This window comes from Pseudomonas sp. Root562 (genome assembly GCF_001427125.1).
GTDB lineage: Bacteria > Pseudomonadota > Gammaproteobacteria > Pseudomonadales > Pseudomonadaceae > Aquipseudomonas.
Genome location: NZ_LMGK01000023.1, coordinates 307,177 through 332,004 on the forward strand (window position 1 = coordinate 307,177; position 24,828 = coordinate 332,004).

Genomic DNA, 24,828 nt, shown 5'->3' on the forward strand with positions numbered 1-24,828 from the left:
TGTCATCCGTGGTGCGGGATGTTTAATAGTTGAAAGTCTTGACCAGCAGCAGGTCACCGATGGCCCGCAGGGGCACGATGAAGGTCTCGCGTTTTTCGTCGACGGTGTTTTCGTTGAGCACCAGGTTGATCTGCGAAGTGATCACCTCGTTCTGGTTGCCGGCCTCATCGAAGTTATAGCCGCCGCTGCCGAAGTTGCCCCAGTAGTTGACGTAAACCAGATAGGTGCCATGCAGCGGTGCGGTCATGGTGAACATTTCCGGGCCGGGACCGTCGACACCATCGGGGTCGAGGCCGCCGCCGTTGGTCAGCGCCGAGTGCGCCCAGAACGCATGCTGGCCGTCAGGCGTGATGATGTGCAGATCGAGTTCGGCCTTCGGATCATCCCAACCCAGCACCACACGAATCCGTGCGGGCGTGCGCAGGTTATTGGCTTCATAGAATTGAACGCGCTTGAGCGACTGGCCCTCGGCACTGCGCACTTCGACGCTGTTGGAGCCGGCACCGAACGCATACGGCCGGGCAAAACGGCCCTGGTCGTCGGTGTACAGGTTCAAGGGATTGCCGTTGACCGCCAGCGTGTGCGGCCCGCGTTGCGCACCGATCGCCTTGAGCTGGCCCTGGATCATCGTGCGATTACGCTGCACACCCCGGTCGATGGGCGGTGTGGGATAGGCGACCTGCGGGTTTTCACTACGGTCGAGCAAACCGTTGAAACGCCAGCCACCCACCGGCTCCGAAAGCTCGGCACTCGGCGCGGCCAGCGCCGAAGCGCAAGCCAACCCGATCAGCAGCGAAAGAAATGAACGCATGTGATGCCTCCTGCCATGCATGACGAAACCTTGCGCCAGATCCTCGGCGCGTTACAGATAGGGGTACTGCGTTTCGTCTGAAAGACCCGTGAATAACCGGTCGTCGATGGCGCGAAGGTTAATCGCTCGGTCGCTTTCTAACAATCGGATACATCTGAAATTGCAGCAGCATCATGCGGGTGGGTGGACGGTGAGCCGAATAAAGATCATATTCGGCTCACTATATGAGCCGAATAGCATTTCTAATCGGCTCACTCTTTATGGAAGTTGAATGCATGGTTCCCCACTGGATCTGGCAACAGCCCGATTGGCCAAGTTTCACCTGGCATGCCGAGCGTTTGGCATCGTTGCTGCGCGAGTGCGTTCAGGCGCAAGGTCGATTGACCGGAATGATCAGCTCCGTAGGCAACTCGCTCAGTGCACAGAGTGAGCTCGATGCATTGCTGCAAAACATCGTTACCTCTTCAGCGATTGAAGGTGAGCAGTTGAATGTCGGCTCGGTACGATCTTCTCTGGCGCGGCGTCTCGGTCTACAGATGCACGAGGGCGACCCCATCAGCCAACGCAGCGAAGGTCTGGCGCAGTTGATGCTCGATGCCACGCAGCATTTTGCCGAACCGCTGACCCTTGAACGGCTGCTTGATTGGCATGAGTGGCTGTTCCCCGATCAGGACAGCTCATTCACCGCTCAAAGTATCCGCGTCGGCGCATTGCGCGGCGATGACCCGATGCAAGTGGTGTCCGGGCGACTCGACAAGCCCATCGTCCACTTCGAAGCGCCGCCCCGCAGGGGCCTGGAACGGCAACTCGAGACTTTCCTCGAGTGGTTTGAAAGCAGCCGCCATGAGGTCGGGCTCGATCCACTGTTGCGCGCCGGTATCGCGCACTTCTGGTTTGTCACGCTGCACCCTTTCGACGACGGCAATGGTCGCCTGACGCGAACCCTCACCGACCTTGCCCTGGCGCAAGGCGAGGCTCAGGCCATTCGTTTCTACGCCATGTCGGCGAGCATTCTCGAGGACCGCTCCGGCTATTACCGCGTATTGGAAACCAGCCAGAAGGCCACGTTGGACATCACCCATTGGCTCGAGTGGTTTCTGCAAACCTTGCTGCGCAGCTTGCAGCAGGCGATGGTGCGAATCGAGTCGGTGCTGGGCAAGGCGCGTTTCTGGCAGGCGCATCGGGAATCAGAACTCTCCAGCGAGCAGACCAAAGTACTGAATCGTTTACTCGATGGCGGCGAACGTGGTTTCGAGGGCGGAATCAGCGCGGCTCAGTATCAAGCCGTAGCGAAGGTTTCCAAAGCCACCGCAACCCGTCATTTGGCTGAACTGCTGGAAAAGGGTTGCCTGGAACGACTGCCCGGCGGCGGTCGCAGTACTCGCTACCAAATTCACTATCCTGATCACTCCCCCCTCTAAGCGCTGCCGCAGGCTGCGTCTACAGGGGTTTGTATCATCTGTGAATTTGCCCATACCCCCCCTATCTGCTAGTGTCGCGCCGGTTTAACGTCAACCGGAAATCGCCGCCATGGCCCGCAAAAAAGCTGCACTGGATTTCGAACAATCCCTCGCCGACCTGCAAACGCTGGTGGAACGTCTGGAGAATGGCGAATTGTCGCTGGAAGATTCGTTGACCGCTTTCGAGCAAGGCATCGGTCTGACCCGTGATTGCCAGGCGGCGCTGGCGCAGGCTGAGCAGAAGGTTCAGGTGCTGCTCGAGCGTGATGGCGAGCTGGCCGAGGAACCCTTCGACGCGGACCAGCCAGAATGATTGCAGCGTATTCGGCGACCAGCCAGGCCCGGGTCAATGCGGCTCTCGAAACCCTGTTCATCGCCCCGAGCCCTGAGCTCGCGCGGCTCTACGAAGCAATGCGCTACAGCGTGATGAACGGCGGCAAGCGCGTGCGTCCATTGTTGGCCTATGCCGCCTGCGAAGCGCTTGGCGGAAAGGCCGAGCAAGCCAACGGCGCGGCCTGCGCAGTGGAATTGATCCACGCCTATTCGCTGGTGCATGACGATTTGCCGGCCATGGACGATGATGACCTGCGTCGCGGCCAGCCCACCACCCACAAGAAATTCGATGAAGCCTGCGCGATTCTCGCCGGTGACGGTTTGCAGAGCCTGGCGTTCAGCGCCCTGCTCGACCCGCGCCTGAGCCATGCAGAAGCCGACATCCGCCTGCAAATGGTCACCGCACTGGCCCAGGCTGCAGGCCCGGCCGGCATGGTCGGCGGTCAAGCCATCGACCTGGGCTCGGTCGGCCTGAAGCTCGATCAAAAAGCCCTCGAATACATGCATCGGCACAAGACCGGTGCCTTGATCGAAGTCAGCGTCAAACTCGGCGCCCTGGCCAGTGGCCGTGCCGAGAAGGACGAACTGAAATCCCTGCAGACTTATGCAAGGGCTATCGGCCTGGCGTTTCAGGTTCAGGACGACATTCTCGACGTCGAAAGCGATACCGAAACCCTCGGCAAACGCCAGGGTGCGGACATTGCCCGCGACAAGCCGACCTACCCGGCCCTGCTCGGCCTCGACGCGGCCAAGGCCTACGCCCTGGAACTGCGCGATCAGGCCCTGCATGCGCTGCGACCGTTTGACGCGGGGGCCGAGCCATTGCGTGACCTGGCCCGGTATATCGTCGAGCGCCGCAGCTGACGGCGTTTGCGCCAAAAAATACCAACGCGTGGGCAGGGGCCGATGCATCAGGTAAACTGCCGCATCTTTTATACCTATAACGATTCGCCTGATGCCCACGACGTTTCATGAGATTCCCCGCAAGCGCCCGACCACGCCCCTGCTCGACCGCGCGAACACGCCGGACGGCCTGCGCCGGTTAGGCGAAGCCGAGCTGGAAACCCTGGCCGATGAGTTGCGCCTGGAATTGCTCTACACGGTCGGCCAGACCGGTGGGCATTTTGGTGCCGGCCTGGGCGTGATCGAGCTGACCATCGCGTTGCATTACGTTTTCGACACCCCGGACGACCGGTTGGTGTGGGACGTGGGTCATCAGGCTTATCCGCACAAGATCCTCACCGGTCGCCGCGAGCGCATGGGCACCCTGCGCCAGAAGGACGGCGTTGCCGCTTTCCCGCGCCGCTCCGAGAGCGAGTACGACACCTTTGGCGTCGGCCACTCCAGCACCTCGATCAGTGCCGCGCTGGGCATGGCGATTGCCGCCCGCCTGCAAAACAGTGATCGCAAGGCCATCGCCGTGATCGGTGACGGCGCACTGACGGCCGGCATGGCGTTCGAAGCGCTGAACCATGCGCCGGAAGTGGACGCCAATATGCTGGTGATCCTCAACGACAACGACATGTCGATCTCGCGCAATGTCGGGGGTTTGTCGAACTACCTGGCGAAGATTCTTTCCAGCCGCACTTACGCGAGCATGCGCGAAGGCAGCAAAAAAGTGCTGTCGCGGCTGCCCGGCGCCTGGGAAATCGCCCGTCGTACCGAAGAGTACGCCAAAGGCATGCTGGTCCCCGGCACGCTGTTCGAAGAGCTGGGCTGGAACTACATCGGTCCGATCGATGGCCACGACTTGCCGACCCTGATCGCCACCCTGCGCAACATGCGCGATCTGAAAGGTCCGCAATTCCTGCACGTCGTCACCAAAAAAGGCAAAGGCTTCGCTCCGGCGGAAGTCGACCCGATCGGTTACCACGCCATCACCAAGCTCGAGCCGCTGGACGCCCCGGCCGCTGCGCCGAAAAAAGCCAGCGGGCCGAAGTATTCCGGTGTGTTCGGCGAATGGCTGTGCGACATGGCCGCTGCTGACCCTCGCCTGGTCGGCATCACGCCGGCGATGAAGGAAGGCTCCGACCTGGTGGCCTTCAGCGAGCGTTTTCCGCTGCGCTACTTCGACGTGGCGATTGCCGAGCAACACGCGGTGACCCTCGCAGCCGGCATGGCCTGTGAAGGCGCCAAACCGGTCGTGGCGATCTATTCGACCTTCCTGCAACGCGGTTACGACCAGTTGATACATGACGTGGCGGTGCAGAACCTCGACGTGCTGTTCGCCATCGATCGCGCCGGGCTGGTTGGCGAAGACGGCCCGACCCACGCTGGCAGCTTCGATCTGTCTTTCCTGCGCTGCATCCCCGGCATGCTGGTGATGACCCCGAGCGATGAGAACGAACTGCGCAAAATGCTCACCACCGGTCACCTTTACGAAGGCCCGGCGGCGGTGCGTTACCCGCGCGGCAATGGCCCGAATGCGACTATCGAAAAAGACCTCGAGCCCATCGAGATCGGCAAAGGCGTGGTTCGCCGCCAGGGCAGCAAAGTCGCCCTGCTGGTGTTCGGCGTGCAACTGGCCGAGGCGCTGAAAGTCGCAGAGAAGCTGGATGCAACCGTGGTCGACATGCGTTTCGTCAAACCGCTGGACGAAGAACTCGTTCGCCAGATCGCGGCCAGCCATGAGCTGTTGGTGACCATCGAAGAGAACGCGATCATGGGCGGCGCCGGTGGCGCAGTCAGCGAGTTCCTCGCCCGCGAGAACATCCTCAAGTCGATGCTGCACCTGGGCTTGCCAGACATCTACGTCGAACACGCCAAGCCTGCGCAAATGCTGGCTGAGTGCGGGCTGGATGAGGCCGGAATCGAAGCTTCGATCCGCACGCGCCTGCAACTGCTGAACACCTCAATATAAGACTTACGCAAAACCCTGTAGGAGCGAGCCTGCTCGCGATAGCGGACTGACAGTCAACCGATTCTCTGACTGACATACCGTCATCGCGAGCAGGCTCGCTCCTACATTGGTTTTTTGCGATCTTAAGATTTGGTTCGCTCCAACGTATTAACGGACTGCCATGAAACTCTCCCCTCTCGCCCTGTCGCTGACCCTCCTGCCGGCCGGCCCACTGCTGGCCGACACCTTCGAACGCGATCAAGCCCTGAAGCTGCCCGACGTGCTGATCAGCGCCAACCGTCAGGTCGAAGCGCGCAACGACAGCAGCGCCGCCAACACCGTGTTCACCCGCGAAGACATCGACCGCCTGCAACCAGACAGCGTCACCGAACTGCTGCGCCGGGTGCCGGGGGTGCAGGTAGCGCAAACCGGTGGTCGCGGCAGTCTGCCGGGGATTTACATTCGCGGCACACAGTCGGCGCAAAGCCTGGTGCTGGTGGACGGTCAACGCATCGGCAATTCATCCTCGGGCGACAGCAATCTGCAACACATCAACATTGAACAGGTCGAGCGCGTAGAAGTGTTGCGCGGCTCCCGTTCGGCGATTTATGGCAGCGATGCGATTGGCGGGGTGATCCAGATTTTCACCCGGCGTGGCAGCGAACCGGGATTGCGTCCACAAATGCATGTCGGTTTCGGCAGCAACCAGACCTGGGAACGCAGCCTCGGCTTGTCTGGCGGCGATGAGCAGACACGCTTCAATCTGGGTGCCAGCCTCAATGAAACCGCCGGAATAAATCGCACTCACGAGTCGTATCCCAGCGATGGCGATCACGATGCATACCGCAATAAATCGTTCAGCCTGAGCCTCAGCCATGCCCTGACCGATGACATTGAAATCGGCGCCAATGTGCTGGATAACCGTGGCAAAACTGAATACGACAACCCGTTCGGTCGCTTCGACCTGAATACCTTCGAGTCAGTCCAGGAGCAGCCCTACAACGAGTTCGACGTGAGCAGCGTCAGCAGCTACGTCGACGCGCGGGTCAACGATCTGTGGAAAACCCGCATCGAATTCGGTCACAGCGAAAACCGCGAGAAAACCTTCGACAAACTCAGTGATGAACGCAGCGTGTTTAACACCTACCGCGACTCGGTGAACTGGCAGAACGACCTGACACTCAACGAGCGCAACAGCCTGATTCTTGGCGGTGACTGGCATGAAGACCGGCTCAACAGCAGCACCGCATTCGAGGAAGACAGTCGCTGGAACCGCGCAGCATTTATCCAGCATCGCTTTCAGGCCGACCACTTCTCCACCGAGCTGGGTTTGCGCCGTGACCAGAACCAGCAATTCGGCGGCCAGAACAGCTGGAGCGGCACCCTGACCCTGCCGCTGAACCCTGACAACGATGTGCTGCTGACCTACAGCGAAGGTTTCCGCGCACCAACCTTCAATGACTTGTATTACCCAGACTTCAGCAACCCCGACCTGAAACCGGAAACCTCGAAAAGCTACGAGTTGCAATGGCGCAGTCAGTTGACCGAGACCAGTCGACTGGAAGCATCGCTGTACCGTACTGACCTTGAAGACGCGATCATCTTTGGCAGCAACTCACGCCCGGAAAACGTTGCTTCGGCACGGATCAACGGCTTTGAAGCGGCGTTGAAGCAAGACCTGTTCGGTTGGCAGAGCAACCTCGGCGTGGCGATCATCGACCCACGGGACCGCGAAACCGGCCACACCCTGGCCCGCCGCGCACGCCGCACTGTGAGCCTGGACCTCGACCGGCAGTTTGATCGATTGGGCCTCGGTGCCAGTTGGCAGGCGGTCAGCAACAGCTATGACGACTTGAACAATCAGCAGCCATTGGGCGGTTATGCGTTGCTGGGCTTACGCAGTAGCTGGGCGCTCAATCGCCAGATCAATCTCGAGCTGAAGGTCGATAACCTGCTGGACAAGGGTTACAGCCGAGTGCTGTACAGCCATGAAGGCAATCAGTATGGGTATCGCGAGGAAGGTCGGGCGTGGATGTTCGGTGTGACCTGGACCCCGGAACTCTGACCCACGATCGTTCCCACGCTCTGCGTGGGAACGATCATTCAAAGCTTTTTAGCGATCCGGCGCAATCAACTGGCACAACTTGGCGGTTGCCTCGATCATCTGCCCACTGGGCCGTTCCAGGCCTTTGTCCGTGACCAATCGCAACTGACCTTGCGCCACGGCCGTGACCTGCGGCCACGCCTTCCACGCATCAAGCTGCGCCTGATCGCTCGCCAGAATCAGCTCGGGATTACGCTGCAACACTGCCTCCACACTGACTTGCGGCGCCGGCAACGTCAGGTCGGCAAATGCGTTACGGGCGCCGCAAACCTCCAGCGCATCGCTGATGATCTGCCCGCCACCGACGGTGTAAAGCGGCCGATCCCAGACCTGATAGAACACCCGCACTGGTTGATCCCGTCGATAGCGTTGACGCAATTGCGTCAGCCGCTGGCGTAGATCGGCAGTCAGTGCAGCCCCGCGTTCGCGGCGGCCGAGTTGCGAGGCGATCGCCTCGATCTGCTGGGTCAGTTGATCGAGTGTGTGTGGCTCGGCGACGAAAGTCGGGATGTTCAGGCGCTGGAGCTGATCACGCTGGGCCGGGCTGACGCTGCCGGGCCAAAGCAACAGCAAGTCGGGCTGCAGGCTGAGCAAGCGCTCGATGTCCAACTGACCGTAGCGGCCAACGGAAGGCAGATGCTTGAGTTCGGCGGGACGCTCACCGGCATCCAGCACACCCACCAACAGGTCGGCCGAACCCAGTTCAACAACGATTTCGGAAAGAGAAGGCGCGAGGCTGACGACTCGCTCGACCGCGCTTGTCGAACCACTGAAGGCCAACAGCAGAACCGTCAGCCAGACCGCGCGCATCAACCGAGTTGACGCGGAATACGGTAGAGATAGAACAGCACCGCGGTCGACAGTGCCAGCAACATCAGCGGTACTGCCTCGAGGCCGACGAACACCGCCAACGCACCAATCCAGGCCGGCAGGCCAGCGACGAGCAATGCCGCACGGCGCTTGGCTGCCAGGCTGATCCACGCAGCGGGTTCTTCTGGGGTGTCGAGGGCTTTCTGGGTGGCGATCAGCGCGTGTTTGTATCGACCGAAAAACTTCAGGCTGACGAACATCGAGGCGACGCCAGCGATGAACAATGGCATCGCCAGCACTGGCAGAATCGCTTCGGTCTGGCCGAACACACCGTTGATCACGAACAGCGGCAACAAGGCCAGCGCCAGGTATTGCCACCAGTTGACGGACAGTCGCCGCCGCACCTGACCGCGGGTCACGCCCGGTCTACCTCGCCCTGATGCTCATTACCCATCATGTGGTCGAGCTTGCTGGCTTTGGTGGCCAGATAGAGTTTGTTGTGCGGATTATGGCCGGTGTGCAGCGGCACGCGCTCGGCAACCACGATGCCCATGTCGGTCAAGGCTTTGACCTTGCGTGGGTTGTTGGTCATCAGACGCAGGGACTTGACGCCCAGGTGCTCGAGCATCGGCAGGCACATGGCGTAATCCCGCTGGTCCGCGGCAAAGCCCAGGCGCTCGTTGGCTTCAACGGTGTCGGCACCGCCATCTTGCAATTCGTAGGCGCGGATCTTGTTCAGCAGGCCGATGCCACGACCTTCCTGCCGCAAGTACAACAGCACGCCACGGCCTTCACGGGCAATGGCTTGCAGCGCGGCCTCCAGTTGCGAACCGCAATCGCAGCGCTGGCTGAACAAGGCATCGCCAGTCAGGCATTCGGAATGCAGCCGGCCGAGTACCGGGGCACCGTCGGCGATCTCACCCAGGCTCAGCACGACGTGCTCGCGGCCGGTGGCTTCGTCGAGAAAACCGTGCATGGTGAATTGCGCAAAAGGCGTTGGCAGCTTGGAAGCGGCGACAAAAACGACAGGCACCGGTGTGCTCCTGATCTAAAGAGTCTGAAGATTCGCAGGTCGGCATTGTAACAGCACGTTCCGGGCGACGCTTAGGCTGAATTATCGGCGATAACTATCAAAAAGTTTGATATCCGGCCCGATCTGTTTCTGCAGGAGTCGCCGCAGGCTGCGATCTCTTGATCTTGTAAAGCAAAAATCAAAAGATTACAGGTTTCGGCAGCGCCTCAAGAGGGTTGATTAATTGCGCCGAGCCATCCTGGTTCTCCCACTTAACCCCTCAGGCGAAAATCCACACCAATCCTTGCATCGCCAGCCAGGCAAACACCCCGGCCAATACGTCATCGAGCATGATCCCGACACCGCCGTGGACGTGCCGATCGATCCAGTGAATCGGCCAAGGTTTGAGAATATCGAAGAGGCGGAACATCAAGAACCCTGCCAACAGCCACTGCCATCCTTCGGGCACCAGCCACAAGGTAATCCACATTCCGACCATTTCGTCCCAGACGATGCCTTCATGGTCGTGTACGCGCAAATCATCGGCCACTTTGCCGCACAGCCAGAACCCGAACAGCATGGTGATGCCGAGCATCAACCAGTAGCCCCAATCGGGCAGCATCTGCCACAGCGGAACAAAGGGTAGCGCAACTAACGACCCCCAAGTCCCCGGAGCCTTTGGCAAGGTGCCCGAGCCGAAGCCGAACGCCAAAAAATGCCACGGATTACGCCAGACCGACGGCGGCACGAATTCCGCCGGGACCTGCTTGGGGTGATCTGTCACGGTGACTCCCGAAAATGTTGGTAACCCCGGGTTTGCGGGGTGATGTCCTGTCCGTCGGCATCCAGCAGCGTCACGCCCTGCCCGCTCACCACGCGGCCGATCACATGAATCGGCCAACCGTTGGCCAGCAACGCCGGCAACTCGACGGACGGTAAAGTGAACGCCAGTACGTAGTCATCGCCACCGCTCAGGGCTGCGCTTTGCGCATCGGGCTGGCCCAGGAAGGCCACCAGCGCCTGCGACAGTGGCAAACGGTCACGCTCGACTTGCAGGCCGACCTTCGACGCGAGAGCGATATGCCCGCAATCCGCGAGCAGGCCATCGGAAATGTCCAGCGCCGAAGTAGCCTTGCCGCGCAAAGCCTGGCCCAGCCCGAGTTGTGGTCGCGGTGACCAGTAGTGCGCCAGCAACGGCTCGGCGATGGCGGCATCTGCCGTGCGCTGACCGAGCACCAGCGGCAACGCGCCGGCGGCATTGCCCAACTCACCGCCGACACACAACAGATCGCCCGCTTGTGCGCCGCTGCGGGTCAACGCCTTGCCGGACGGCACGCGGCCAAACACGGTCATGGTCAGGCTCAACGGCCCCCGAGTCGTATCGCCACCGACCAACGCCACGCCGCAACTTTGCGCCATCTGGTTCAAACCACGGGCATAGGCTTGCAACCAATCGGTGGTTACCGTCGGCAAGGTCAGGGCAAGGGTAAAGGCGACCGGAGTGGCGCCCATGGCGGCGAGGTCGCTGACGGCCACGGCCAGCGAGCGCTGGCCGAGCAGAAAAGGATCGCAGGGGGCGGCGAAATGAACGCCGGCCACCAGCGTATCGGTAGAAATGGCCAACTGTTCCCCGGGAGGAACAGCCAGCAAGGCGCAATCATCGCCGATCCCGAGGGCAACGCCTTCGCCGCCCTGCGCACAAGGCGCGGCGGCAAAGTAATTGCGGATCAGCTCAAACTCGCCCATGGCGCAGTCAAGAGGTTCAAGCGCGGATCAGCGCTTGAACGCCTTCACTTCAGCTTCACGCAGACGCGGAGCCAGCTTGTCGAGCACACCATTGACGAACTTGTGGCCGTCGGTGGAACCGAAAACCTTGGCCAGTTCGATACCTTCGTTGATCACAACGCGGTACGGCACGTCGACGCGCTTGAGCAGTTCCCAGGTGGACAGACGCAAAACCGCCAGCTCAACCGGGTCCAGTTCTTCGATGGTCAGGTCGAGGCACGGCGTGAGTGCAGTGTCGATTTCGGTCTTGAACTGCGGAACCCCGTGCAGGATTTCGCGGAAATAGGCGCCATCGACATCGGTGAAATCGTTATCGACCCGGAACTGCGCTTCGATCTCGTTCAGCGACTGCTTGGCCATGTGCCATTGGTACAGCGCCTGGGTCGCGAGCTGACGGGCTTCGCGGCGCTTGACGCTTTTCGATGGCTTGCCGGCATCCGCAGGCTTTGGATCGCGCGGGTTGAAACGATCGCTTTCGTCGCTAATCACTTGGCCTCCAACTGCGCCAGCAGGCTGACCATTTCCAGAGCGGACAGGGCAGCTTCAGCACCTTTGTTGCCGGCCTTGGTGCCGGAACGTTCGATGGCTTGCTCGATGGAATCAACGGTCAGGACGCCGAAAGCGACCGGTACGCCGAATTCCATGGACACCTGGGCCAGGCCCTTGGTGCACTCGCCAGCCACGTATTCGAAGTGCGGAGTACCGCCACGAATGACCGCGCCCAGGGCGATGATTGCTGCGAACTCGCCTTTCTGAGCGACTTTCTGCGCAACCAGCGGGATTTCGAAGGCGCCAGGCGCGCGGATGATGGTGATGTCGCTTTCGCTCACGCCGTGGCGAACCAGGGCATCAACTGCACCGCTGACCAGGCTTTCAACGACGAAGCTGTTGAAACGGCCCACTACCAAAGCGTAGCGGCCTTTAGGGGCGATGAAGGTACCTTCGATGGTCTTCAGGGTCATTCGTTAGATCTCTTAAAGAGCCGGGACGCGTCTCGTACGCATCCCTCAGTGATATTTGAACCGCGAATACAGCGCCGGAAATCGCACATCGGTGTTCACTTGCACATCTATGTGGCGAGGGAGCTTGCTCCCGCTGGGCTGCGAAGCGGCCCCTATTGTGGGTGCTGCGCACCCAGGCGGGAGCAAGCTCCCTCGCCACAATAAATCAAATATGCCTTGAGCGAACAACGAGGCCAAAAACCGGCGTCTTATTCGGAGGGCACGTATTCTACAACTTCCAGATCGAAACCGGATATCGCATTAAATTTCATCGGTGCGCTCATCAAGCGCATTTTGCGCACGCCCAGGTCTCGCAGAATCTGCGAACCGGCACCGACAATGCTGTAGGTGGTCGGTTTTTTCGGGGTGGCGTGGTCGGCGGTTTCGCGGATATGCGCCAGCAACACGTCGCCATCGAGCGGGTGACCGAGCAACAACACCACGCCACTGCCGGCCTCGGCAACCGCAGCCATGGCGGCACGCAGGCTCCAGCGCCCTGGTTGCTTGACCATCAACAGGTCGCGCAGCGGGTCCATGTTGTGCACCCGAACCAGGGTCGGCTCTTCTGCGCAAACGTTGCCCAGAGTGAGCGCCATGTGCACGTCGCCTTCCACCGAATCACGATAGGTCACCAGGTTGAATTGGCCCAGTTCGCTGTCCAGCGGCTGCTCGGCAATCCGCTGAACGGTACGTTCGTGGATCATCCGATAGTGAATCAGGTCGGCAATGGTGCCGATCTTGATGTCGTGTTCGGCGGCAAACGCTTCCAGCTCGGCGCGACGGGACATGGTGCCATCGTCGTTCATCACTTCGCAGATCACGCCGCTTGGCTCGAAACCGGCCATGCGCGCCAGGTCGCACGCCGCTTCGGTGTGGCCGGCACGAGCCAGCGTACCGCCGGCCTGGGCCATCAGCGGGAAAATATGGCCCGGGCTGACGATGTCTTCGGCCTTGGCATCACGGGCCGCAGCCGCTTGCACGGTGCGCGCACGGTCGGCGGCGGAGATGCCGGTGGTGACACCGGTGGCCGCTTCGATCGATACAGTGAACTTGGTGCCGAAACCGGAACCGTTGCGCGGCGCCATCAATGGCAGCTTGAGCAATTCACAGCGCTCGCGGCTCATCGGCATGCAAATCAGGCCACGGGCGTGCTTGGCCATGAAATTGATGTGCTCGGGCTTGCAGCACTCGGCGGCCATGATCAGGTCGCCTTCGTTCTCGCGGTCTTCGTCATCCATGAGGATGACCATCTTGCCTTGGCGGATATCTTCAACCAGCTCTTCGATGCTATTGAGCGCCACAAGGCACCCCCTTCTTTTGAAATTTGAGCTTCAGGATTTGAGGTAGCCGTTGGCGGCCAGAAAGCTTTCGGTGATGTTGCCGGAGGCTGGTTCTGCAGCCTTGTCGCCCAACAGCAGACGTTCCAGATAACGGGCCAGCAAGTCCACTTCCAGGTTCACCCGGCGACCTGGCTGGTAGGACGCCATGATGGTTTCACTCAGGGTGTGCGGAATGATGGTCAGCAGGAATTCCGCGCCATCGACCGCGTTCACGGTCAGGCTGGTGCCGTCGACAGTAATCGAGCCTTTATGCGCGATGTACTTGGCCAGGTCTTTTGGCGCGCGGATACGGAATTCCACGGCGCGGGCGTTCTCGGTGCGGGCAACCACTTCGCCGACGCCATCGACGTGACCGCTGACCAGATGCCCGCCGAGGCGCGTGGTCGGGGTCAGGGCTTTTTCCAGATTGACTGGGCTGCCGCTTTTCAGGTCGTTCATGGCGGTGCAGTCGAGGGTTTCACGGCTGACATCCGCCGCAAAGCCATTGCCCGGCAATTCAACGGCAGTCAGGCACACGCCATTGACCGCGATGCTGTCGCCCAGTTTGACGTCGCTCAGGTCGAGCTTGCCGGTTTCGACGTGAACCCGCACATCACCGCCCTTTGGGGTCAATGCACGAATACTGCCGATGGATTCGATGATGCCGGTAAACATGAGGTTCTCCTCGAGAACAAAGCCAGCGCCTACGCGATGGCCGGGAATTATACGCTGGCGGCTGGCGAAGGAATGGCAGTGACCCGCCAGTCATCGCCAACCGCGCGAATTTCGGTGATTTTCAGCTCGGGCGCATCCTTCATGTGCGCGAGCGGCCAATCCAGCAACGGCCGCGCCGAAGAGCCCATGAACTTGCCGGCGATGAAAATCTGGAACTCGTCCACCAGACCGAGTTGGGCGAAGGCACCCGCCAGCCGTGGGCCGGCCTCGACCAATACTTCATTGACGTCACGCCTGGCGAGCTCGACCAGCAACTGACGAAGATCGACCTGCCCATCGTAGCCCGGCACGATCAGGCATTCCGGGCCATTGGCATATTGTTCTTCCACCGCCACGCAGGTCGCCACCAGCGCTGGGCCAGCCTTGAAGAACGGCGCATCCAGCGGCACCCGCAGACGCCCGTCGACCAGCACCCGCAAGGGTGGCCGGCTCATGGCCAGTGCGGTTTGCTCCCCGTCCAGGCCCAGCTCATCGGCGCGTACGGTCAAACGGGCATTGTCCGCCAGCACCGTGTCGGCGCCAGTCAATACCACGCTGGCCTGGGCTCGCAGGCGTTGCACCGCCGAACGCGCCGCCGGGCCGGTGATCCATTGGCTCTCGCCGTTTTCCATCGCCGTGCGACCGTCAAGGCTCATGGCCAGTTTGACCCGCACGAACGGCAGGCCGTGTTCCATGCGTTTCAGGAAACCTTGATTGAGCTTGCGCGCTTCGCTTTCCAGCACACCGCTTTCGGTGGCGATGCCCGCCTGCTCCAGACGTTGCAGGCCACGGCCGGCAACCTCCGGGTTCGGGTCCTGCATGGCCGCGACGACCCGCGCCACACCGGCATTCACCAGCGCATCGGCGCAGGGCGGTGTGCGGCCGTGGTGGCTGCAAGGCTCGAGGGTGACGTAAGCGGTCGCGCCCCGGGCCAGTTCACCGGCGGCGCGCAAGGCATGGACTTCGGCGTGGGGTTCACCGGCGCGCTCATGCCAGCCTTCGCCGACAATTTGCCCGGCCTGGACGATCACGCAGCCAACCCGTGGATTGGGATGCGTCGTGTAGTGCCCCTTGCGCGCCAGCTCGAGGGCGCGCGCCATGTAATGCGCGTCGAGGATGGCCTGTTCGGCGGACGTGGTCATTCTTTCACCGGCTCACGGGCCAGGCGATCGATCTCTTCGCGGAACTCGTTGAGGTCCTGGAAGCGGCGATACACCGAAGCGAAACGGATATAGGCGACTTCGTCGAGCTTTTGCAGCTCGGCCATCACCAGTTCACCGACCACCAGGGACTTGACCTCGCGTTCGCCGGTGGCGCGCAGTTTGTGTTTGATGTGCACCAGCGACGATTCGAGGCGTTCGACACTCACCGGGCGCTTTTCCAGCGCCCGCTGCATGCCGGCACGGAGTTTTTCTTCGTCGAACGGCTGGCGACTGCCGTCGGTTTTGATCAGGCGCGGCAACACCAGTTCGGCGGTCTCGAACGTCGTGAAACGTTCGCCGCAGGCCAGGCATTCACGCCGGCGGCGCACCTGTTCGCCCTCGGCGACCAGACGCGAGTCGATGACCTTGGTGTCGTTGGCACCGCAGAAGGGACAGTGCATGGTGGCAGGCAACAAAAAAAGGGAGGGCCATGGTAGCGCATCCCGGTGGCAAGACAAGCCATAGGGTTTGCGGTATACAGACGGGATGATCAATTGATCCATGGATTTCATCTTTCCGGAGCTGCCAATGTCGTTACGTCCGCTCGTTTTGCTCAGCCTTTTCAGCCTGTTGGTGGCCTGCAGCAGCGATGCACCCCAGCCCCAGCCGCCAACGCCCGGCCCTGCGCCGCAACAAGCGCAGAAAAAAGCCAAAGAGGCCGCCAAACTCGGCCCGTTGCCCGCCCATCAACGGGAATTGAGCGGCACTCTGCAAGGCGTGCCGACCGGTGCCGAAGTCGAACTGGCCTTGCTGGTAATCGATGACAAGGACCGCCCGCAACAATTGCTCGCCAGTTCCAGCCTGATCGGCAACAACCAGATTTTGCCGTTCCACCTGCGTTTCAATCCAGAATCCTTCCCCGCCGGTGCCCGTGTCGAACTGCGAGGCCGCGCCAGCCAGTCCGGCCAGTTGATCCTGCATCTGCCGTCGCAAGTGATTACCCAGCCGACGACCCAGGCGCTGGGCCAGCTGCAATTCGTCAAAGCCCCATGAGTGCACCGCTCGACCTGCAACAGGCGTTGGGTGAACTGCTCGGTGATGCGCGCTTGGTCGCCTGTGAGCTACCGCAGACCGATCTGAAGTTGTGGCTGATCGACGGCGACAACATGGACCGTGCCTTCAGCCCTGAAGAAACCCGACGCATCCTGCACGAGCCGCCTTACTGGAGTTTCTGCTGGGCCAGCGGGTTGGCCGTGGCCCGTTATCTGGCCAACAACCGGCATTGGGTCGAAGGCAAACGTGTGCTGGATTTTGGCGCAGGGTCCGGTGTGGCGGGCATTGCCGCGGTGAAGGCCGGCGCACTGGAAGTAGTGGCCTGTGACCTTGATCCGCTGGCGATTGCCGCCTGTCGGGCGAATGCCGAACTCAATGGCGTACAGCTCGACTACTCGACGGATTTTTTTGCCGAGGCCGATCGCTTCGATCTGATTCTGGTGGCGGACGTGCTGTACGACCGGGCCAACCTGCCATTGCTCGATGAGTTCTTGAGTCGTGGCCGGGAGGCGCTGGTGGCGGATTCGCGGGTACGGGATTTTCGCCATCCGCTGTACCGGCGTATCGAAATGCTCGAAGCCATGACCTTGCCGGATCTGGCCGAGCCGGAAGAGTTTCGGCATGTGAGCCTGTATCACGCCGCCCGGACATGAACGTTCCCACGCTCCGCGTGGGAATGCAGCCCAAGACGCTCCGCGTCTCAAAAGCAGACGCAGAGCGTCCCTTGAGGCGTTCCAACGCAGAGCGTGGGAACGATCAATGTTCCGACTTCCGGCCGCCCCCCACCAGGCCGTATAGTGGCCCCATTCACGCTTTTACGAGATTGCCCATGAGTCAGCAAACGCCGTACATCTTCGACGCCACGACTGCCGATTTTGACCAGTCGGTGATCGAGAACTCTTTCCACAAACCGGTGCTGGTGGATTTCTGGGCCGAATGGTGTGCGCCGTGCAAAGTGCTGATGCCGATGCTGCAGACCATCGCCGAGAGCTATCAGGGCGAATTGCTGCTGGCCAAGGTCAACTGCGACATCGAACAAGACATCGTCGCCCGCTTCGGTATTCGCAGCCTGCCGACCGTGGTGCTGTTCAAGGACGGTCAACCGGTGGACGGGTTTGCCGGTGCGCAACCGGAATCCGCAGTGCGCGCCTTGCTTGAACCTCATGTGCAGATGCCGCCACCTGCAGCGGCCGATCCGTTCGAACAGGCCCAAGCCTTGTTCGACGACAGCCGATTCGCCGATGCCGAAGCGCTGCTCAAAGTCATCCTGGGCGAAGACAACACCAACGCCAAGGCCCTGATTCTCTACGCACGCTGCCTCACTGAGCGCGGTGAGCTGGGCGAGGCGCAAGTTGTGCTCGATGCGGTCAAGAGCGACGAACACAAGGCTGCCCTCGCCGGTGCCAAGGCGCAGATCAAGTTTCTCGGCCTGGCCCGGGATCTGCCAGATGCCGCTGACCTGAAGGCGCGACTGGCGAAAGACCCCCAGGACGACGAAGCGGTCTATCAACTGGCGATTCAGCAATTGGCCCGCCAGCAATACGACGCCGCGCTGGATGCCCTGCTCAAGTTGTTCATCCGCAATCGCAGCTACAACGAAGGCCTGCCGCACAAGACCTTGCTGCAAGTGTTCGAGCTGCTGGGCAATGACCACCCGCTGGTGAGCACCTACCGTCGCAAGTTGTTTGCTGCACTGTACTGATCACGCCCCGTAGGAGCCGGCTTGCTGGCAATGCACGATGACGCGGTTCACCTGCTGAAACGCAGCGTCCGCATCGCCAGCAAGCCGGCTCCTACAGCCAGCGATAAATCGGCGTATCGCCGCCGCTTTCCACCTTCACATCCGGGCTGTGGCGCAGGCGCACCAACAAGCGCTTGCCCGCTGCGGCGCTGCCGGTCAGAGCTTCAAGTTGATCGAGCAGATCCGGCCCGCTCAACTGTCCGGCCTTGCGCAGCAAATCCCTGGCGACCTGCCACAGCGAATCATCCTGGCTCATCGGTTTCGCCGCTGGCGCGCTGACGTCGACTTTATCGACCTGCAACTGCGCGCCCAGCCTGGCCCAGTCGGCGTCATCCATTTCCAGCGTCAAATCCACCGGCCAGTCGCCGATGCTTCCGCGAATTCGCAACATAAGTCTGCTCCTGCACATTTCTGACTTGCATGCTCCCATGGGACTTGTGCAACGCCAAGCAGCCAGTCAAACTCTCCGCACTTACGTTATAAGATTACATAACAGATTGTTCACTTTACTTTCCGGAGACTCGCCATGCGTCGTCTGTTGCTCGCTTTGCCGTTTGCCTTGTTGCCCCTGGCTGTCGCCCATGCGGCTGACGAGCATGACCATGATCACGATCATGAACACGGCAGCCTGGGTGCCCATGAGCACGGTGTCGGCCGGCTCAACGCGGCGCTGGACGGCCAGACCCTCGAGCTGGAGCTGGAAAGCCCGGCGATGAACCTGGTGGGCTTCGAACATGCCGCGACCACCGACGCCGACAAAGCCAAAGTCGCAGCGGTTCGTACTCAGCTGGAGAAACCACTGACGCTGTTCAACCTGGCGAAAGCTGCAGGCTGCGTGGTGCAAAACCAGACCCTGGAAAGCCCGCTGTTTGGCGATAAACCAGACGTCGATGATGACCACGATGGCGACGCCAAGGACGAGCATCATCACGACCACAGCGAAATCCACGCCCACTACCAATTCACCTGCGCCACACCGGCGGCGTTGAAGACCCTGGATCTGGCGAACATTTTCAACACTTTCCCGGCGACCCGGACAATTCAGGTACAACTGATCGGCCCGAGCGGCCAGCAAGGGGTTGAAGTGACGGCCCAGGCCGCGGCCCTGAAATTCTGAATCTATCCGGATCCTGTAGGAGCAAGGCTTGCCCGCGATGAACGATAGCGCGGAGCTCCTGTTAAACCGCGGTGTAGCCATCGCGAGCAAGCTTTGCTCCTACGGATCATCAACATTCTTGAAATCGGCGCCATGACCCAAACACTCATCGAACTGTCCGACCTGGGCTTCAGCTGGCCCGGTCATCCGCCGCTGCTGGACATCCCGGCGTTTCGCCTTTCACCTGGTGAAACCCTGTTCCTCAAAGGCCCCAGCGGCAGCGGCAAGACCACCCTGCTCGGCTTGCTGGGCGGCGTGCAGAAGCCTGATCGCGGCAGCATTCGCCTGCTCGGCCAGGAGCTCACCGAACTGTCGGCCGGTGCCCGCGATCACTTTCGCGTCGATCACACCGGCTACATCTTCCAACAGTTCAACCTGCTGCCGTTTCTGTCGGTGCGAGAAAACGTCGAACTGCCCTGCCACTTCTCCAAACTGCGCGCCGAACGGGCCAGGCAGCGTCACGGCAGCGTCGATAAAGCCGCCGCCACCCTGCTCGCCCACCTGGGTTTAAAGGATGAAAACATCCTCGGTCGGCGTGCCGATTCGCTGTCCATCGGCCAACAGCAACGAGTGGCCGCCGCACGCGCGTTGATCGGTCAGCCGGAGTTGGTGATCGCCGACGAACCGACTTCGGCGCTCGATTACGACGCCCGGGAAAACTTCATTCGCCTGCTGTTCGCCGAATGCCGCGAAGCCGGGTCGAGCCTGTTGTTCGTCAGCCATGACCAGAGCCTGGCGCCGCTGTTCGATCGCAACCTGTCGCTGGCCGAGCTCAATCGCGCCGCCAGCCCGTCCGAGGTCTGAGATGTATTTGTTCCGTCTAGCCATGGCCAGCCTGGCTAACCGTCGCTTCACCGCGATTTTGACCGCGTTCGCCATTGCCCTGTCGGTGTGCCTGCTGCTGGCCGTCGAGCGCGTGCGGACCGAGGCCAAGGCCAGTTTCGCCAGCACCATCAGCGGCACCGACCTGATCGTCGGCGCGCGCTCCGGCTCGGTGAATCTGTTGCTGTACTCGGTGTTCCGCATCGGCAACGCCACCAACAACATCCGCTGGGACAGCTTCGAACACTTCGCCAACAACCCGAAAGTGAAATGGGCGATCCCGATGTCCCTCGGCGATTCCCATCGCGGCTATCGGGTAATGGGCACCACCGAGGCCTACTTCGAGCATTACCAGTACGGCCGTCAACAACACCTGGAACTGGCCGCTGGCCGCGCCTTCGCCACTGATCCGTTTGAAGTGGTGCTCGGCGCCGAAGTGGCCGATGCGCTGCAATACAAGCTCGGCGAAAAACTGGTGCTGGCCCACGGCGTGGCGGCGATCAGTCTGGTCAAGCACGATGACAAACCGTTCACTGTGGTCGGCATTCTCAAGCGCACCGGCACACCGGTGGACCGAACGCTGCACATCAGCCTCGGCGGTATGGAAGCGATTCACATCGACTGGCACAACGGTGTGCCGGCCCGGGGCAACGGGCGAATCAGCGCCGATCAGGCACGCAACATGGACCTGAAGCCGCAAGCGATCACCGCGTTCATGCTCGGCCTCAACAGCAAGATTTCGACCTTCGCCGTGCAACGCGAGATCAACGAATTCCGTGGTGAACCGATGCTGGCGATCCTCCCGGGGGTGGCGCTGCAGGAGCTGTGGAGCTTGATGAGCACCGCCGAAAAAGCCTTGTTCGTGGTGTCCTTGTTCGTGGTGCTGACCGGGTTGATCGGCATGCTCACAGCGATTCTCACCAGCCTCAACGAACGCCGCCGCGAGATGGCGATTCTGCGTTCGGTGGGCGCACGGCCGTGGCATGTTGCGACCTTGCTGGTGCTTGAGGCTTTTGCCCTTGCGCTGTCCGGCGTAGTGGCGGGAGTGGCACTGCTGTACGTGTGCATCGCCGCGGCCCAAGGTTACGTGCAAGCCAATTACGGGCTGTTTTTGCCATTGGCCTGGCCCAGCGAATATGAATGGACGCTGCTCGGTGGCATCCTGATCGCCGCGCTGCTGATGGGCAGCGTGCCGGCCTGGCGTGCTTATCGCCAATCCCTGGCTGATGGCCTGTCGATCCGTTTATGAGGACTTTGAAAATGCCCCGCGCTGTCTTTGCGCTGTTGATGCTGGTCGCCCTGCCGCTATGGGCGGCCGAGCCGAAAGAGCTGACCTGGTCGGAAATGATCCCGCCGGATGCCGCACCGGAAGTGCCGAACATGACGCCGCTGCACGACCTGTCGAAGATGAGCGATGCATTGTCTGCCGAGTCAGCGCCAGCAGCGAAGCAGGACATGCCCAATGCGCCGGTGGTCAAAGCGCTCGACGGGCAGAACATTCGCCTGCCGGGCTACATCGTGCCGCTGGAAGTGAGTGAAGACGGACGCACCACGGACTTTCTGCTGGTGCCGTATTTCGGCGCCTGCATTCACGTGCCGCCACCGCCGTCGAATCAGATCGTGCATGTCAAAAGCGAAGTCGGGGTGAAGCTCGATGAGCTGTATCAGCCGTACTGGATCGAAGGGCCGATGCAGGTCAAGCCCTCCACCAGCGAATTGGCGGATGCCGGGTATCAGATGGAAGCGCAGAAAATTTATCTGTATGAATTGCCCGAATGAGTCCGGAGTTGTTTTGTTGATTCAGAAGACGCCTTCGCGGGCAAGCCTCGCTCCTATAGCACGCGGGGTGCGGCGACCGCGTTCTGTGGTTCATGAGCACTGCATTACAGGCGCTTCGGGCGCAACGCTGAACCTGTAGGAGCGAGGCTTGCCCGCGAAGAGGTCCTCAGACATTCCACAAAAGCCAGACCTTCCACTGTTTCATTGAGCTGCATCAAAAGACCGAATCGTTAGGCAACTTACCATTGGACATCGAACATTTTTAACGTCCTTTGGAGCCCCCATGAACAAGTCTTTGCTCGGCGCATCGCTGGTCGCCCTCGCGCTCGCAGCCCCGCTCGCCCACGCCCATCAGGCGGGTGACATCATCCTTCGCGCCGGCGCGATCACCGTCAACCCGGAAGCCGACAGCTCCACCGTGAAGGTCGATCAAGGCCCGCTTAGCGGCGCCGACCTGGGCGGCAAGGCGACCATGAGCAGCGACACGCAATTGGGCCTCAACGTTGCCTACATGCTGACCAGCAACTGGGGTATCGAACTGCTCGCGGCCACACCGTTCGAGCATGACGTGAAACTCAAGAACACCGCGCTGAGCGCCGCCAACGGCAAACTCGGTACGCTCAAACACCTGCCGCCGACGCTGAGCGTGGTGTATTACCCACTCGACGGGAAGTCCGCTTTCCAGCCGTATGTGGGCGCCGGCATCAACTACACCTGGATCTACGACGAGCACGTTGGCAGCCAGGCCAGTGCCGCCGGTTTCAGCAACTTCAAGGCGAGCAATTCCTGGGGCATGGCCTGGCAGGTTGGTGCCGACTACATGCTGACCGACAACGTGATGATCAACGCCCAGGTGCGCTACATCGACATCGACACCCGCGCGACCGTGGAGAACAACGCCGTTGCACCGGGCACCCGGGCACGGGTGAACGTGGATGTCGATCCGTTCATCTACATGGTCGGTCTGGGTTATAAATTCTAAGGATTCACGTGGTGGTGAAGATCGTTCCCACGCTCCGCTTGGGAATGCGGCCAGGGATGCTCCGCGTCCCAAGAGCAGACGCAGAGCGTCCATTGAGGCATTCCCACGCAGAGCGTGGGAACGATACGCAAAAGGCGCTTTGACAGGCGCCTTTTTCTATTGCCCCAGCAGCCGCGCCAGGCCAACGCTCAACGGCGTTTGCGCGGGGGCTTTGAAACGTTCCAGCAATTGCCGATTGTTCGCCCGTGAATGGCGGATGTCACCGGAACGTGCCGGGGCGTAACTCACGGCAGGCAACTCGCCGACCACGCTTTCAAGTGCGGTCAGCAATTGCTTGAGACTGGTCGCCTGATTCCAGCCAACGTTGACCGCACCGAGCTCAACCTGAGGCTTTTCGATGGCTTGCACCAGCAACTTCACCAGGTCCTCGACGTAGAGAAAATCCCGGGTCTGCTCGCCGTCGCCAAACACGGTGATCGGCAGGCCTTTCTGCGCGCGCTCGCTGAAAATGCTGATCACACCGGAGTACGGCGAGGACGGATCCTGACGCGGACCGAAGATGTTGAAGAAACGAAAGATCACCGGTTCAAGACCATGCTCGCGCCGGTAGAAATCGAAGTAGTGCTCGCTCGCCAGTTTGTCTGACGCGTAGGGCGTCAACGGTGATTTTGCTGTGTCTTCATCGATCGACTCACCTTCGCCGTTGTTGCCGTACACCGCCGCACTGGAGGCAAACACAACCCGTTTGACCGCGGACTGGCGCATGGCTTCGCAGACATTCAGCGAACCGATGAAATTGCTTTGGTGGGTCTTCACCGGATCGTCCACCGAAGCCTGCACCGATGCCACTGCCGCCAGGTGCGCCACGGCGCTGCAACCGGCCATGGTCCGTGCCACCAGCGCGGCATCGGCGACGTCGCCGACAATCAGTTCGACCTTCGGATTATCCAATGGCAGATTGCTGCGCTTGCCCGTCGACAAGTCATCGAGGATGCGCACCGAATAGCCCTTGGCGAGCAAGGCATCGGTCAGGTGCGAGCCAATGAAACCGGCGCCGCCGGTGATTAAAACGGGGCCGTCAGCCATGGCGATAGAACCTGTCCAGTAGTCCGGGAAGTGCCGCACGCCAGGCGCGTGGCTTGATGCCGAAGGTGTGCAGAATTTTCTTGCAGGCCAGCACCGCATGTTGCGGTTCTTCGGCGGCGTCCGGCCGCGCGGCATGGGCCTGGGCGGTCGGTGCTTCGAGGGCCAGCGGATGCAACGCCCGCGCTTCGGTGAGGATCGCCTGCCCCAGCGCCAGCGGCGTGGTCGCCTCATGCCCGGCGTAGTGGTAAGTCCCCCACAACGGCGCTGCGCAGTCGAGTTGCTTGAGCACCGAAATGATCACCCGGGCGGCGTCGTCAACCGGCGTCGGATTACCCCGACGGTCGTCGGCCAGCAGCAATTCATCCGGCTGCTCGGCCCGCTCGAGGAAACGGCCGAGGCTGCCGTCAGGGCTGTCATCGAGCAGCCAGCCGAAGCGCAGCAGCACGTGCTGCGGGCAGGTAGCGCGAACGCTCTGCTCGATTCGCCACAACGCCTGACCACGCAGGCCCAGCGGCACCGGTTCGTCTTTTTCGCTGTAGGCGGTGGCGCGGGAGCCATCGAACACGCGATAGCTCGAAGGCTGCAGCAGCACGATGTTGTGGTGCTGGCACAGTTCGGCCAGGCGTTCGACTGCGCGCTCTTGCCCGGCCAGACGTTGTTCGCTGACCGCCTCCGCCTGGAACCAGTCGAAGTAATAGGCGAGGTTGATCAACGCGTCCGGACGGGTGTCGTCGAGCAGTTGCGTCAGGCTCGCGGCATCCCAGCCGTCTTGCGGCGGGCGGGGGGCGAGGAAACCGATGTCTTCCTCTGCACCGAGGCGAATCAGCGCCTGCCCAAGGGCATTTCCGCCGCCCAGTAACATAAGGCGCATTCGCATAA

At 61.2% G+C, this 24,828-nt stretch carries 28 protein-coding genes; 13 read left to right on the forward strand and 15 right to left on the reverse strand.

Features of this window, described 5'->3' with window-relative positions:
• Positions 1-22 precede the first annotated feature (22 nt).
• Entirely contained in the window at positions 23-811 is a 789-nt protein-coding gene (locus tag ASD60_RS20940; RefSeq protein ID WP_056855837.1) for a YfaP family protein, read from the reverse strand.
• Positions 812-1,086: 275 nt separating this feature from the next.
• On the opposite strand from ASD60_RS20940, the gene ASD60_RS20945 reads away from it, so the two are divergent.
• From ASD60_RS20945 to ASD60_RS20965, 5 genes are all read left to right on the forward strand, one after another.
• On the forward strand, positions 1,087-2,232 hold the full coding sequence (locus ASD60_RS20945) for a Fic family protein (RefSeq protein ID WP_056855838.1): 1,146 nt from the start codon (positions 1,087-1,089) through the stop codon (positions 2,230-2,232).
• A 109-nt stretch (positions 2,233-2,341) separates the two neighbouring features.
• Entirely contained in the window at positions 2,342-2,584 is a 243-nt protein-coding gene (locus ASD60_RS20950) for an exodeoxyribonuclease VII small subunit (protein ID WP_007894317.1), read from the forward strand.
• Positions 2,581-3,468: a (2E,6E)-farnesyl diphosphate synthase gene (gene ispA / locus ASD60_RS20955; protein WP_056855839.1), complete on the forward strand. Its 888-nt coding sequence runs from the start codon at positions 2,581-2,583 to the stop codon at positions 3,466-3,468. The genes ASD60_RS20950 and ispA overlap by 4 nt, the downstream gene beginning before the upstream one ends.
• Before the next feature lie 91 nt (positions 3,469-3,559).
• Complete coding sequence (gene dxs, locus ASD60_RS20960; protein ID WP_056855840.1) at positions 3,560-5,464, forward strand: 1-deoxy-D-xylulose-5-phosphate synthase; 1,905 nt, start codon at positions 3,560-3,562, stop codon at positions 5,462-5,464.
• A 160-nt stretch (positions 5,465-5,624) separates the two neighbouring features.
• Entirely contained in the window at positions 5,625-7,508 is a 1,884-nt protein-coding gene (locus ASD60_RS20965; RefSeq protein ID WP_056855841.1) for a TonB-dependent receptor domain-containing protein, read from the forward strand.
• Positions 7,509-7,556: 48 nt separating this feature from the next.
• Here the strand turns inward: ASD60_RS20965 and ASD60_RS20970 are convergent, their stop codons facing one another.
• The 11 genes from ASD60_RS20970 to nrdR form a co-directional block, all read right to left on the reverse strand.
• Positions 7,557-8,357 carry a cobalamin-binding protein gene (locus ASD60_RS20970; protein ID WP_056855842.1) on the reverse strand — a complete coding sequence of 267 codons (801 nt, stop codon included), beginning with the start codon at positions 8,355-8,357 and terminating at the stop codon, positions 7,557-7,559.
• Positions 8,357-8,776 (reverse strand): hypothetical protein, encoded by a 420-nt coding sequence (locus tag ASD60_RS20975; RefSeq protein WP_056855843.1) that lies wholly within the window; start codon positions 8,774-8,776, stop codon positions 8,357-8,359. Before ASD60_RS20975 ends, ASD60_RS20970 begins: the two co-directional genes overlap by 1 nt.
• Positions 8,773-9,390 (reverse strand): GTP cyclohydrolase II, encoded by a 618-nt coding sequence (gene ribA, locus ASD60_RS20980; RefSeq protein ID WP_044465292.1) that lies wholly within the window; start codon positions 9,388-9,390, stop codon positions 8,773-8,775. The genes ASD60_RS20975 and ribA overlap by 4 nt, the downstream gene beginning before the upstream one ends.
• 259 nt (positions 9,391-9,649) lie before the next feature.
• Positions 9,650-10,153: a phosphatidylglycerophosphatase A family protein gene (locus tag ASD60_RS20985; protein ID WP_056855844.1), complete on the reverse strand. Its 504-nt coding sequence runs from the start codon at positions 10,151-10,153 to the stop codon at positions 9,650-9,652.
• Positions 10,150-11,115, reverse strand: coding sequence for a thiamine-phosphate kinase (gene thiL / locus ASD60_RS20990; RefSeq protein WP_056855845.1), 966 nt, complete (start codon positions 11,113-11,115; stop codon positions 10,150-10,152). The genes ASD60_RS20985 and thiL overlap by 4 nt, the downstream gene beginning before the upstream one ends.
• A gap of 27 nt (positions 11,116-11,142) precedes the next feature.
• Positions 11,143-11,643 carry a transcription antitermination factor NusB gene (gene nusB / locus ASD60_RS20995; protein ID WP_008053839.1) on the reverse strand — a complete coding sequence of 167 codons (501 nt, stop codon included), beginning with the start codon at positions 11,641-11,643 and terminating at the stop codon, positions 11,143-11,145.
• The gene (gene ribH / locus ASD60_RS21000; protein ID WP_003228649.1) at positions 11,640-12,116 is read right to left on the reverse strand and encodes a 6,7-dimethyl-8-ribityllumazine synthase; all 477 of its coding nucleotides are present in this window, start codon (positions 12,114-12,116) and stop codon (positions 11,640-11,642) included. Before ribH ends, nusB begins: the two co-directional genes overlap by 4 nt.
• Positions 12,117-12,364: 248 nt before the next feature.
• A complete protein-coding gene (ribBA, locus tag ASD60_RS21005; protein WP_056855846.1) occupies positions 12,365-13,456 on the reverse strand; it encodes a bifunctional 3,4-dihydroxy-2-butanone-4-phosphate synthase/GTP cyclohydrolase II in 1,092 nt (363 codons plus the stop codon).
• 30 nt (positions 13,457-13,486) lie between these two features.
• The gene (locus ASD60_RS21010; RefSeq protein WP_056855847.1) at positions 13,487-14,149 is read right to left on the reverse strand and encodes a riboflavin synthase; all 663 of its coding nucleotides are present in this window, start codon (positions 14,147-14,149) and stop codon (positions 13,487-13,489) included.
• A gap of 47 nt (positions 14,150-14,196) precedes the next feature.
• On the reverse strand, positions 14,197-15,330 hold the full coding sequence (gene ribD, locus ASD60_RS21015; protein WP_056855848.1) for a bifunctional diaminohydroxyphosphoribosylaminopyrimidine deaminase/5-amino-6-(5-phosphoribosylamino)uracil reductase RibD: 1,134 nt from the start codon (positions 15,328-15,330) through the stop codon (positions 14,197-14,199).
• A complete protein-coding gene (gene nrdR / locus ASD60_RS21020; protein ID WP_003228656.1) occupies positions 15,327-15,791 on the reverse strand; it encodes a transcriptional regulator NrdR in 465 nt (154 codons plus the stop codon). Before nrdR ends, ribD begins: the two co-directional genes overlap by 4 nt.
• A gap of 127 nt (positions 15,792-15,918) precedes the next feature.
• Between nrdR and ASD60_RS21025 the strand changes: the two genes are divergently transcribed.
• The 3 genes from ASD60_RS21025 (at position 15,919) to trxA (ending at position 18,085) form a co-directional block, all read left to right on the forward strand.
• Positions 15,919-16,383 (forward strand): YbaY family lipoprotein, encoded by a 465-nt coding sequence (locus ASD60_RS21025; protein WP_056855905.1) that lies wholly within the window; start codon positions 15,919-15,921, stop codon positions 16,381-16,383.
• Positions 16,380-17,036 (forward strand): class I SAM-dependent methyltransferase, encoded by a 657-nt coding sequence (locus ASD60_RS21030; protein ID WP_056855849.1) that lies wholly within the window; start codon positions 16,380-16,382, stop codon positions 17,034-17,036. Before ASD60_RS21025 ends, ASD60_RS21030 begins: the two co-directional genes overlap by 4 nt.
• Positions 17,037-17,212: 176 nt before the next feature.
• Entirely contained in the window at positions 17,213-18,085 is an 873-nt protein-coding gene (trxA, locus tag ASD60_RS21035) for a thioredoxin (protein ID WP_056855850.1), read from the forward strand.
• A 91-nt stretch (positions 18,086-18,176) separates the two neighbouring features.
• Here the strand turns inward: trxA and ASD60_RS21040 are convergent, their stop codons facing one another.
• Positions 18,177-18,515, reverse strand: coding sequence for a hypothetical protein (locus ASD60_RS21040; protein WP_056855851.1), 339 nt, complete (start codon positions 18,513-18,515; stop codon positions 18,177-18,179).
• Positions 18,516-18,650: 135 nt separating this feature from the next.
• Between ASD60_RS21040 and ASD60_RS21045 the strand changes: the two genes are divergently transcribed.
• From ASD60_RS21045 to ASD60_RS21065, 5 genes are all read left to right on the forward strand, one after another.
• The gene (locus tag ASD60_RS21045) at positions 18,651-19,241 is read left to right on the forward strand and encodes a DUF2796 domain-containing protein (protein ID WP_056855852.1); all 591 of its coding nucleotides are present in this window, start codon (positions 18,651-18,653) and stop codon (positions 19,239-19,241) included.
• 132 nt (positions 19,242-19,373) lie between these two features.
• Positions 19,374-20,084, forward strand: coding sequence for an ABC transporter ATP-binding protein (locus ASD60_RS21050; protein WP_056855853.1), 711 nt, complete (start codon positions 19,374-19,376; stop codon positions 20,082-20,084).
• A 1-nt stretch (position 20,085) separates the two neighbouring features.
• Positions 20,086-21,351, forward strand: coding sequence for an ABC transporter permease (locus ASD60_RS21055; protein ID WP_056855854.1), 1,266 nt, complete (start codon positions 20,086-20,088; stop codon positions 21,349-21,351).
• Between the two features lie 11 nt (positions 21,352-21,362).
• Entirely contained in the window at positions 21,363-21,881 is a 519-nt protein-coding gene (locus ASD60_RS21060) for a DUF3299 domain-containing protein (protein ID WP_056855855.1), read from the forward strand.
• 283 nt (positions 21,882-22,164) lie between these two features.
• A complete protein-coding gene (locus ASD60_RS21065; RefSeq protein ID WP_056855856.1) occupies positions 22,165-22,863 on the forward strand; it encodes an OmpW/AlkL family protein in 699 nt (232 codons plus the stop codon).
• A 156-nt stretch (positions 22,864-23,019) separates the two neighbouring features.
• Here ASD60_RS21065 and ASD60_RS21070 read toward each other — a convergent pair whose 3' ends face one another.
• Positions 23,020-23,949: an NAD-dependent epimerase/dehydratase family protein gene (locus tag ASD60_RS21070; protein ID WP_056855857.1), complete on the reverse strand. Its 930-nt coding sequence runs from the start codon at positions 23,947-23,949 to the stop codon at positions 23,020-23,022.
• The gene (locus tag ASD60_RS21075) at positions 23,942-24,826 is read right to left on the reverse strand and encodes a sugar nucleotide-binding protein (RefSeq protein WP_056855858.1); all 885 of its coding nucleotides are present in this window, start codon (positions 24,824-24,826) and stop codon (positions 23,942-23,944) included. Before ASD60_RS21075 ends, ASD60_RS21070 begins: the two co-directional genes overlap by 8 nt.
• Positions 24,827-24,828: the final 2 nt, after the last annotated feature.